This is a genomic window from Streptomyces sp. MZ04 (genome assembly GCF_004684775.1).
Classification (GTDB): Bacteria; Actinomycetota; Actinomycetes; order Streptomycetales; family Streptomycetaceae; genus Streptomyces.
This window is the reverse complement of record NZ_SRIC01000015.1, coordinates 52560-62634: the sequence shown is the minus strand read 5'-3', so window position 1 is coordinate 62634 and position 10075 is coordinate 52560. Positions and strand designations below refer to the sequence as shown.

The following is a 10075-nucleotide window of genomic DNA, read 5'->3' as shown; positions in this document are numbered from 1 at the left end:
CCCGGACCCCGACCCGGATCCCGCCCCGGACGCCAGCGCCGCCTTGCCGATCGCGCGCGCGACGACCCTGCGGTCCCGCACGGCGCGGGCCGCGTCCTCGTCGGCCCACCGTTCCGTCGTGAAGGCCAGGGAGGTGCGCAGCGGGCGCAGGAACGGGTTGGCGCGCGCGGCCAGTTGCGCGACCAGCAGGAAACGGTGGTGCCGGGCGGCGAGATGAGCCCGTTCGTGGGCGAACAGGGCGCGCCGCTCGGCCGGTTGGAGCCCGGCGAGCAGTCCGGTGCTGACCACGATCCGGCCGCGCCCCCGACCCCGGCCGCGCTTGCCGCTGCCGCCTCGCGCGGGCAGGGCGTAGGCGTACGGGACGTCGTCGGTCAGCACGGCCACCGGCGAGTCCGGCAGCCCGTCGAGCGCCCGCAGGCTCCGCCGCCGGACCCGGAAGTGGCTCAGGAGCGCCCGCGAGCAGGCCACGCACACCACGATCAGCGCGGGAATCGCCGCCTTCCCCGCGAACTCGTCGTAGGGCACGGCCGCCCGCACCTCGGGGTCCGACCAGCCGTCCGGCAGCGGGTTGCCCGGCAGTTGGGCGGTTCCGACGACCATCAGGAGGGCCAGGCACAGCGTGCTGCACACGGCCATCACCCCGGCGACGGCGCCGAGCAGCCGGGTCGCGGTGCGCGGATGCAGATGCTGCTCGGCGAGGCGCGCTATCGGCCACGCGCTCAACGGCAGCACCAGCGGCAGGAAGACGAAGACTCCCATCGCCGCGTCAGTCCTCCGCTCCGGCCACGTCCGTATCCGTATCCGCGGCATCCGCCCCAACAGCCCCCGCGGATCCGAGCAGCGCGCGCAACACCTGCTCGTCGTCGGCCGACAGCGTGGTGACGAAGCTGGCGAGCACGGCCTCGCGGTCGGCCTCGCCGTCGAGGACCTTGCGCATCCGCAGCGCCGCGAGGCCCGCCTCGTCGGCCGTGGAGGTCCAGGTGAAGTGCCGGCCCGCGCGTTCGCGGGTCACGGCGTTCTTGGCGAGGAGGCGGGTCAGGATCGTCATCACCGTGGTGTACGCGAGATCGCCGCCGATCCGCTCCTGGACCCAGGCCGCGCTCACGGGTTCCTGCGCGCCGCGCAGCGCGGCGAGCACCTGGGCCTCCAACTCGCCCTGCGCGCGCCGCCGAAGACGCGGTCGACGCTCCCCGCGTTCATGCTGCGCCATGCCCGTCTCCTCCTCGACGCCGATTCCCGACGGCTCTCCCGGCGGCTCTCTTGACGGCTCCTCACAGAGCGCCACATCGTAACGGGACGCGGTATCGGGACGCGGCACCCCGCGCGCTTCTACAGTGCTGTAGATTTTACCCTCCGGCCCTGACCACGGCCGGTCGGCACTACACCTCAGGACTCAGGAGGACATCGTGGGAGTTTCCCTGGCCAAGGGCGGCAACGTCTCGCTCAGCAAGGAGGCGCCGGGCCTCACCGCCGTCCTGGTCGGCCTCGGCTGGGACGTCCGGACGACCACCGGCACGGACTACGACCTGGACGCCAGCGCCCTGCTCTGCGACGAGTCGGGCAAGGTCGTCTCCGACCAGCACTTCATCTTCTACAACAACCTCACGAGCCCGGACGGTTCGGTCGAGCACACCGGCGACAACCTCACCGGTGAGGGCGAGGGCGACGACGAGGCGGTGAAGGTGAACCTGGCGCAGGTTCCGGCCACGATCACGAAGATCGTCTTCCCGGTCTCCATCCACGACGCCGAGAACCGCGGCCAGAGCTTCGGCCAGGTCCGCAACGCGTTCATCCGCGTGGTCAACCAGGCGGACAACATGGAGATAGCCCGCTACGACCTCTCCGAGGACGCGTCGACGGAGACCGCCATGGTCTTCGGCGAGCTCTACCGCCATGGCGCCGAGTGGAAATTCCGCGCGGTCGGCCAGGGTTACGCCAGTGGGCTGCGCGGCATCGCGTCGGACTTCGGCGTCAATGTCTGACGTACGCGTCCCGTAGAGGTCGACGTCGTCGATCAGCCCCGCGGCCGCAGCAGCGGCAGCATCAGCTGGTCGACGACCTTCACCATGTCCTTCTCCTCCACATCGCGGCCACCGACCTTGTGGAGGTACATCATCATCGCCGGGATCACGTCGACGACGCGTTCGCCGGTCGCCTCGGAGCGGGTCTCGCCGCGTGCGATGCCGCGGCGCACCACGTCGCCGATCAGCCGCTCGCAGGGCTCTGTCACCCTGTCGACCGGGTCAGGTCCTTCCAACCGACGTCGGCGAGTTGGTCGAGGACGGCGTCGAGGATGGCGCGCTCGAGAACGCTGCCCCGGCGGCGGACAGCGGTCATCGTATGCGCCCTCATCGCCGCCTTTCAGTTCTGGGTGTCGCAGGCGCGCAGCACCACCGCACTGTTGAATCCGCCCTGGCCGCGCGCGGTGACCAGAACGGTCTCCAGCCTGCGTTCGCGCGGTTGGCGCACCAGATCAAGGCCATATTCCGGATCGGGATCGTCCAGGTTTCCCACCGGTGGAATGACGCCGTTCCGCATCGCGAGCAGCGCCGTGGCCACGCTGAGCGCCGAACCGCCTGCCAGCAGCCGCCCGACCAGGCCTTGCGGCGCGGTGACGGGTACCCCGTGCGGGCCGAACACCGCGCACAGCGCCTTCGCCTCGGCGGCGTCGGCGTCCGGGCGCCCCGCGCCGTCGGCCAGCACCATGTCGACCTCGTCCGGTCGCACGCCGGCCCGCTGCAACGCCAGCCCGATGGCCCGGGAGTACTGCCGTCCGTCCGGCGCGGACGTCCGGTAGTGGTGCGCGTCGTGGGTGGCCGCGTAGCCGGCGATCACGCCGTAGCCGGCCGGAGACTGCCTCGCCCGCGCCGCGGTGGTCTCCTCCACCATCAGGACCGCGCCGCCCTCGCCGGGCAGATGGCCGTTGGCCGCCCGGTCGAACGGCTTGTAGCCGGCCTTCGGGTCGGTCGCCGTGGACAGGTGGCCGCTGCTCGTCTGAATGGCCAGCGCGTAGGGCGCGATCGGGGCCTCGGTGCCGCCGGCGAGCACGGCACCGGTGCCGCGCAGGATCGCCCGGTCGGCCCAGCCGAGGCTGTCGATGCCGGATGCCGCGTCGGAGACCACCACCCCGCACGGTCCCTTGGTGCCGTGGCGGATGGCCAGTTGCCCGGTGCTCGCGGCATAGAACCAGGCGATGGACTGGTACGCGCCGACTGCCTTGCGGCCCCGGCTCCACAACGCCTGGATCTCGCGTTGGCCGAACTCGTTGCCACCCGAGCCGCTGCCCAGAATCACCGACGTGGCGTACGGATCGTGGGCGGACGGGTCGTAGCCGGCGTCGGCGAGGGCCAGGCCGGCCGCGGCGAACGCCAGCCAGGTCCACCGGTCGGTCTGGACGGCCAGCCGGTCCGGCACATGCTCGGTCACGTCGAAACCGGGCACTTGGCCGGCCAGCTTGGTGGCATAGCGACTGGTGTCGAACGTGTCGATCGGCCGCACCGCCAGTTCACCGGCCAGGGTGGCTCGCCAGTGCTCGTCGGCTCCGATGCCGGTCGGCGCGACGATGCCGAGACCGGTGATCACGGCAGTCATCAGCGCGCCTTGGCGAGCACGATGGCCGACTGGAACCCGCCGAACCCGCTGCCGACCGAGAGCGCGGCGTCCACGCGGTGGTCGCGTGCGGTGTTGGGCACGTAATCCAGGTCGCAGAGAGGGTCGGCGTTCGCGTAATTGGCGGTGGGCGGCACCACGTTGTGCTCGATGGCCAGCGCGGTCGCGGCCACCTCGATGGAGCCGATCGCGCCGAGCGAGTGCCCGACCATGGACTTGATGGAGCTGACCGGCACCCGGTAGGCGTGTTCGCCGAGGCTGCGCTTGAACGCGGCGGTCTCGTGCCGGTCGTTCTGCTTGGTGCCCGAGCCGTGCGCGTTCACGTAGTCAAGGGCGGTGGGATCCACCCGTGCCTGGTCGAGGGCGCTGCCGATCGCGTCGGCCAACTCGACTCCGTCCGGGCGCAGTCCGGTCATGTGGTAGGCGTTGCACAAATTGGCGTAGCCGCGGATCTCCGCGTAGATGTGCGCGCCCCGCTGCCGGGCATGCTCGTACTCCTCCAGGATAAGCACGGCCGCTCCCTCGCCCATCACGAACCCGTCGCGGGTCGCGTCGAACGGCCGGGAGGCATGTTCCGGATCGTCGTTGCGGGTGCTTGTGGCGCCGATGGTGTCGAAGCAGGCCATCGAGATCGGCGTGATGGGAGCGTCGCTCGCGCCGGCGATCACGATGTCGGCCATGTCGTCCTGGATCAGCTGGTAGGCCTGCCCGACGGCGTCGATGCCCGAAGTGCAGCCGGTGGAGACCACCGCGGCCGGGCCGTGCGCGCCGTACCGGCAGGCGACCTCGGAAGCCATGTTGCTGGGTATCCACGCCTGGTAGAGGAAGCCAGAGCCGTACTCCGGGTCGACCAGCCATTCCCGGCCGCCGTCGCTGGTCGCCACGTACTCGTCCTCGAGGCGGGTGCTCGCGCCGACCGCGCTGCCCAGGCACACCGACATCCGGTCGTGGTCGAATCCGCCGTCAAGGGCCAGACCCGAGTCCGCCATCGCCTCGTCGGCGGCGACCAGCGCGAACTGGACGGAACGGTCGGTGCGGAACACCTCCTGCTGTGTCAGGCCCGCGGCGAGCGGGTCGAAGTCGACCTCGGCGGCCAGTTGGGAGCGGAACTGCGCCGGGTCGAACAGCGAGATCCGGCGGGTCGCGGTACGACCGTCGGTGATCAGCTGCCAGAAGGCCTTCCGTGTCGCGCCACCGGGCGCGACCACACCGATACCGGTGACCGCGATGCGTCGCTCATCGCTCATCGCGCGTGCTCGCTCAGACCCTCATTGACCATCGCCACCAGCTCACCGAAGGTCGTGCCCGCCTCTTCCCCTTCGAGCTCGACCCCATAGCGGTCCTCGATCTCCACTTTGAGCTGCAGTCGCGCCAGCGAGTCCAGGTCGACGTCGCTCAGCGTGGCACTCGGATCGTCGGTCACTGCGGATCGGGGAAGCCCGGCCTTGACAACCAGGATCTCCATCAGCTCGTCAATTGTGAATGTCGACACGGCCATTCCCTTCGTATTCACGCGGCGAACCCGTCTCAGACTACGCAGGAATTCAGTGGCTCTTCTTCGGCTAAGAGAACTAAATCAACTCATTCTCGAGGATAGGGCCGACTCATCCCCGCGAATGACCGATGACCGTCCTGAGGAATCGATTGACGTCATTCCGGACACACGCTTCACTTATTCAATTGATTTCCCCGGTGTGAGGATGAGGAGATGAAAATGGATACGTCAGCAGCCCCGACAAAGGCGCCGGCCGACGTCGGGATCACCGCGGTCGCGGTGGCGATGGCCAGGGCGAGGGAATCGGGCCGCGTGGACGGCATGTTCCACGATCCGTACGCCCAGTCGTTCGTCGACGCGGCCAACGCGGTGCTCGGCGCGGACGAGTGGTCGTCGCTGGTCTCGTGGGTCGACCTGTTCTACTCCCGCGGAGTGGTGCGCACCCGGTTCATCGACGACTTCGTGTGCGACGCGGCGACCCGCGGCTGCACACAGGTGGTGCTGCTCGGGGCCGGTCTCGACGCGCGCGCCTATCGGCTGCCGGTGCCGGACGCGGACGTGTTCGAGGTGGATACGCCGTCGGTGTTCGCGTTCAAGGACCAGGTGCTCGGCAACGCCGGTGCGCGGCCGACCAGTCGCTCGCGCACCGCCGTCCACGCCGACCTGCGGGAGGACTTCGCCGCGCGCCTCGCCGGCACCTCGTTCGACCCGAGCAGGCCGACCGCGTGGGTCGCCGAGGGTGTGCTGCCCTATCTGACCGCCGACCAGGCGCGGCACGTGGTCACCGACGTCGCACGGCTTTCCGCGCCGGGCAGCAGGTTGGTGTTCGAGCACGCCGACAAGTCAGGCCCTGACCCGAGGGCCGCGGCCGCCGCGCTGACCACGCCCGGCGCGGACCGGATCAGCACCATGGTCCGTGGTGGCCTCGGACCCGAAGGCCGGGACTGGGTGGCCGGCCAGGGCTGGAGCATCCAGATCACCGAGCGCGACGAGTTGGGCCCGCGGTACGGACGCCCTGACGACCGCCTTGCCGGTGGCCAGTTCATCACCGCGACCCGCGACTGACCGGGACGAAGGACATGGAATCCAATCACGCGCACACCGAGCGTGCGGAGCCGACCGAGGCGCGCATTCAGACCGCCGCCGCGTTCTATCGGCGTCCGATGCTCGCCGTATACGACATCTTCGTCCTCGGCATGATGAGCCGATTCATGTGGCGCTGCCCGCGTGGCCGCATGCTGGCGCATTACAACAAGCAGGTCAGCGCGTCGCATCTGGACATCGGATCGGGCACCGGCTGGTTTCTCGACAACTGCCGGTTTCCGGCGGAGTCACCCTCGATCACCCTGCTCGACTTCAGCGAGGTGGCGCTGAACACCGCGGCGCACCGAGTCCGGCGGTATCGCCCCGAGACCCTGGTCGGTGACGCGTTCAAGCCCCTCCCCCTCGGCGATGCGCGGTTCGACTCGGTCGGCATGAACTTCCTTCTGCACTGCCTGCCCGGGTCGATGCGGCAGAAGTCGGCGGTGTTCGACCACGTGGTGCCGTTCCTGCGGCCCGGCGCGCGGGTGTTCGGCAGCACGGTGCTCGGCGAAGGACCGCACCACACGCAGCGCTCCGCGAAGCTGCTTGCCAAGCTCAACCGCAGTGAGGTGTTCAGCAACCTCGACGATCGCCTGGAGGATCTGGACGAGCAGCTGCGTGCCCGGTTCACCGACGTCGAGACGGTCCGGACCGGTGCGGTCTGCCTGTTCTCCGCACGCCTTCCGGGGGAACGATGAGCAGCGCGCCGCCCACGCTGGCCCAGCAACTGCACGACGGCGTCCTGCAGTCCATGGCCATCGCCCGCATCCGGCTCGACCGGGCGCTCGCCCAGGACGGCCCGCTCCCCCGCGAGCTGGGCACGGAGCTGAAGCTGTTACTGGACCAAGAGATCGCCGGCCTGCGCCGCCTGATCAGCGGTTCGGCCGCGCCCGCCCCGCCGCAACCGGACCTGCCCAGCGCGCTGGCGGCCACCGCCGAACACCTCGAGTCGCTCACGGGCATCTCCATCCTCGTCGAGAACCGCACCGCGCCGACGGGCCGGTGGGCGGAGAACGACCTGATCGCCTACCGGATCGTGCGCGAGGCACTGCACAACACCGTCAAGCACAGTGACGCCAAGCATGCCCGGGTGGGCGTGGCCACGCGGGAGGACCGGCTGGTCTGTGTGGTGTCCGACGACGGCCGCGGCTTCGAACCGAGCACCGACCGCCCGCACTTCGGGCTGGCCGACATGCACGCGCAGGCTCGGGACGCGGGCGGATACCTGGCCGTCCAGCCCTGTCGCACCGGCACGTCCGTCACTCTCATCCTGCCCAGAAACCCGGTACTGGAGGGAAGCGTCCCGCAATGATGCCGCCCGACTCCACGTACCGCCCGACCATCCTGATCTGCGACGACCATCCGGTCGTACGCTGCGGCATCCGCACACTGCTCGCCGACGACGACCGCTACCGGATCGTGGGCGAGGCAGGGGAGCTTGCCGAGACGGTCGCACAGGTGGAGCGGCACCGGCCCACCGTGCTGCTGCTCGACCTGAGCTTCCGGGGCACCCTCAGTCTCGGTGTCCTGCCCACCGTGCGGGCGTTGTCGCCGGCCACCCGGGTGCTGATCCTGACCATGCACAACGACCTTGAATCGGCGCGGACTTCGCTCGCCGCCGGCGCGCACGGGTTTCTGCCCAAGGAAGCCGCCGCCGAGGAACTCGTCGCCGCGATCGACGCGCTCGCCGAAGGCGGCCGGTATCTCCATCCGGCGCTCGGTGCGGCCCTGTTCGACCAGCACACCGATCCCGACGGCGCACTGAGCGGCCGGGAACGCGAGGTGCTCGGGCTGATCGCCGACGGCCTGACCCATCAACAGATCGCCGACGAGCTCGGCCTGTCGGTACGCACCATCGAGGCACAACGGGCGTCGATCAAGGTCAAGCTCGGAGTCAACAGGCGGTCGGAATTGATCAGCCACGCCCGTCAGCTGCGGCTGACGACCACAGGAAGCGACAGATGATGCAGACGGGCCAGCCAAGCCGTACCGCGTTGAGCTCGGCGCGCGCCCGCGCCGTGCACCAAGTGGCGGACTCACCACGCGTGTTCGCCGACCCCTTGGCGGCACGCATCATCGACGGTGTCGACAACGACCCGAGACCGGCCGACGCACCCGGCATGCCTGCCGAGGTCCGGCTGTTCATGGCACTGCGCCACCGGGTGGCCGAGGACGCTCTGCGCGCCGCCGTACACACCCGGCAGGTCGTCATCCTCGGCGCCGGCCTGGACACCTTCGCCTACCGGAACGGGAATCGGGCGCTTCGGGTCTTCGAGGTCGACCATCCGGCCACCCAGGCGTGGAAACGCCGACGCCTGGCCGAGACCGGCATCGAGATTCCGGACACGGTCGTGTTCTGCCCCGTCGACTTCGCCGAGCAGACCGCGGAGGCCGGCCTCGCCGCGGCCGGATTCGACCGGCACGCACCGGCGTTCTTCCTGCTGCTCGGCGTAGCCCCCTATCTGACCAGGGACGCACTGCTTGACACAGCACGCTTCGTGGCGCACCTGCCCGCGCCGGCCGACCTGGTCTTCGACTACAACCAGCCACCCGCCACCCTGCCGCCGCAACGCAGGCCGGCGCTCGCGGCACAGGCCGAGGCCATGGCCAAGATGGGCGAGCCATGGCGGTCGTTCTTCACCCCGGCCGAGCTCGCCGGCGAACTGACCGACGCCGGGTTCGACAGCGTCACCGACGTCGGCTGGCAGGAGTGCCTGACGCGCTACGAGCTCGACCCGTCACTGCGCGACCTGTTCGGCGGACGGATCGCACATGCCCGCACCACCGGACGAGAGACGAGGTAACCCCGGCCATGCACGCCTTGGTCATCGGTGGCGGAGTGGCCGGTCCGGCCACCGCCGTCGCACTGCGCTCGATCGGCGTCGAGGTCACCATCTGTGAAGCCCGCCCACGCGAGGACAAGGACGTCGGGCTGTGGGTGATGGTCGCCCCGAACGGCCTCGCCGCGCTGGACGCGCTGGGGCTCAAGCAGACCGCGCTGCGCGAGTCGCTCACGGGCGCGGTCGGGCCGACCGGCTTCGCGCCGATACGCCGCGCCGGTCTTTACCGGCTGCTGCGCGAAGCCGCCGTGGCTCGCGGCACGCGGATCGAGCACGACCGGAAGCTGGTCGACGCCGACACCAGCGCCGACGGGGTGGTCGCGCGGTTCGCCGACGGTTCGTCCCTCACCGGGGACCTGCTCATCGGCTGCGACGGCATCCACTCACGGACCAGGTCGATCATCGATCCGGCCGCGCCGGTCGCGCGCTACATCCCGCTGCTGAACCTCGGCGGCTTCGCGTCGGGGGTCGACGTTCCCGGGGAGCCGGCACAGCTTCAGTTCATCCGGAGCCCCAAAGGCTTCTTCGGTTACACCACCTCGGGCAAGGGCGAGGTGTGGTGGTTCGCCAATCTGCCCTGGGGCGCGGAGCCGAGCCGGGCCGAACTGGCGGCGATGGACCGCGACATACTCACTGAACGGCTCCTCGACACGTTCGCCGATTCCCCCGCGTTCGTCGCCGACGTGATCCGCGCGACGTACAGCTCGCTGTACGCGCAGCCCACCCACGACCTGCCCGGCGTGCCGACCTGGCGGCGGGACCGTCTTGTCATTCTCGGCGACGCGGCACACGCCACCACGCCGACGTCCGGCCAAGGATCGTCGATGGCGCTCGAAGACGCGGTGGTGCTGGCCAAGTGCCTGCGTGAGCTGCCCGGGCCGCAGGCCTGGGCCCGTTACGAACAACTGCGCAGGGAGCGGGTCGAGGGCGTCGTCGCGCTCGGCGCCCGCGCGTCGGCCGCCAAGCTGGACGGCGCACTGCCCGCTGATTCGCTCGACTGGGTTCTTGACTACCGGATCGACTGGGCATCCCCCGTCTGACCGGGCTC

The 10075-nt window shown here is 70.2% G+C and carries 13 protein-coding genes; 7 read left to right on the top strand and 6 right to left on the bottom strand.

From position 1 onward, the window contains the following. Both E2651_RS05935 and E2651_RS05930 read right to left on the bottom strand, forming a co-directional pair. Positions 1-759: M56 family metallopeptidase (locus tag E2651_RS05935; RefSeq protein WP_135329924.1), on the bottom strand; the 759-nt coding region annotated here is incomplete at its 3' end. 7 nt (positions 760-766) lie between these two features. Beyond that, positions 767-1210 (bottom strand): BlaI/MecI/CopY family transcriptional regulator, encoded by a 444-nt coding sequence (locus E2651_RS05930; protein WP_135329923.1) that lies wholly within the window; start codon positions 1208-1210, stop codon positions 767-769. Positions 1211-1406: 196 nt separating this feature from the next. Here E2651_RS05930 and E2651_RS05925 point away from each other — a divergent pair, with 196 nt between their 5' ends. After that, positions 1407-1982 carry a TerD family protein gene (locus E2651_RS05925; protein WP_135329922.1) on the top strand — a complete coding sequence of 192 codons (576 nt, stop codon included), beginning with the start codon at positions 1407-1409 and terminating at the stop codon, positions 1980-1982. A 32-nt stretch (positions 1983-2014) separates the two neighbouring features. On the opposite strand, the gene E2651_RS46090 is transcribed toward E2651_RS05925, so the two are convergent. From E2651_RS46090 to E2651_RS05905, 4 genes are all read right to left on the bottom strand, one after another. Further along, positions 2015-2230: a TetR-like C-terminal domain-containing protein gene (locus tag E2651_RS46090; RefSeq protein WP_348541608.1), complete on the bottom strand. Its 216-nt coding sequence runs from the start codon at positions 2228-2230 to the stop codon at positions 2015-2017. A 131-nt stretch (positions 2231-2361) separates the two neighbouring features. Then, complete coding sequence (locus E2651_RS05915) at positions 2362-3591, bottom strand: beta-ketoacyl synthase N-terminal-like domain-containing protein (protein ID WP_135329921.1); 1230 nt, start codon at positions 3589-3591, stop codon at positions 2362-2364. Then, positions 3591-4856: a beta-ketoacyl-[acyl-carrier-protein] synthase family protein gene (locus tag E2651_RS05910; protein WP_135329920.1), complete on the bottom strand. Its 1266-nt coding sequence runs from the start codon at positions 4854-4856 to the stop codon at positions 3591-3593. Before E2651_RS05910 ends, E2651_RS05915 begins: the two co-directional genes overlap by 1 nt. After that, positions 4853-5101 carry an acyl carrier protein gene (locus E2651_RS05905; RefSeq protein ID WP_167828710.1) on the bottom strand — a complete coding sequence of 83 codons (249 nt, stop codon included), beginning with the start codon at positions 5099-5101 and terminating at the stop codon, positions 4853-4855. The genes E2651_RS05910 and E2651_RS05905 overlap by 4 nt, the downstream gene beginning before the upstream one ends. A gap of 222 nt (positions 5102-5323) precedes the next feature. On the opposite strand from E2651_RS05905, the gene E2651_RS05900 reads away from it, so the two are divergent. The 6 genes from E2651_RS05900 to E2651_RS05875 are packed head-to-tail and all read left to right on the top strand — an operon-like array spanning position 5324 to position 10067. Then, positions 5324-6169, top strand: coding sequence for an SAM-dependent methyltransferase (locus E2651_RS05900; RefSeq protein ID WP_135329918.1), 846 nt, complete (start codon positions 5324-5326; stop codon positions 6167-6169). 14 nt (positions 6170-6183) lie between these two features. Then, entirely contained in the window at positions 6184-6885 is a 702-nt protein-coding gene (locus tag E2651_RS05895) for a class I SAM-dependent methyltransferase (RefSeq protein ID WP_135329917.1), read from the top strand. Next, positions 6882-7499: an ATP-binding protein gene (locus tag E2651_RS05890; RefSeq protein ID WP_135329916.1), complete on the top strand. Its 618-nt coding sequence runs from the start codon at positions 6882-6884 to the stop codon at positions 7497-7499. Before E2651_RS05895 ends, E2651_RS05890 begins: the two co-directional genes overlap by 4 nt. Then, a complete protein-coding gene (locus E2651_RS05885) occupies positions 7496-8152 on the top strand; it encodes a response regulator transcription factor (RefSeq protein ID WP_135329915.1) in 657 nt (218 codons plus the stop codon). The genes E2651_RS05890 and E2651_RS05885 overlap by 4 nt, the downstream gene beginning before the upstream one ends. Then, positions 8149-8991 carry a class I SAM-dependent methyltransferase gene (locus tag E2651_RS05880; RefSeq protein WP_135329914.1) on the top strand — a complete coding sequence of 281 codons (843 nt, stop codon included), beginning with the start codon at positions 8149-8151 and terminating at the stop codon, positions 8989-8991. Before E2651_RS05885 ends, E2651_RS05880 begins: the two co-directional genes overlap by 4 nt. An 8-nt stretch (positions 8992-8999) precedes the next feature. Next, positions 9000-10067 carry an FAD-dependent monooxygenase gene (locus tag E2651_RS05875; RefSeq protein WP_135329913.1) on the top strand — a complete coding sequence of 356 codons (1068 nt, stop codon included), beginning with the start codon at positions 9000-9002 and terminating at the stop codon, positions 10065-10067. Positions 10068-10075: the final 8 nt, after the last annotated feature.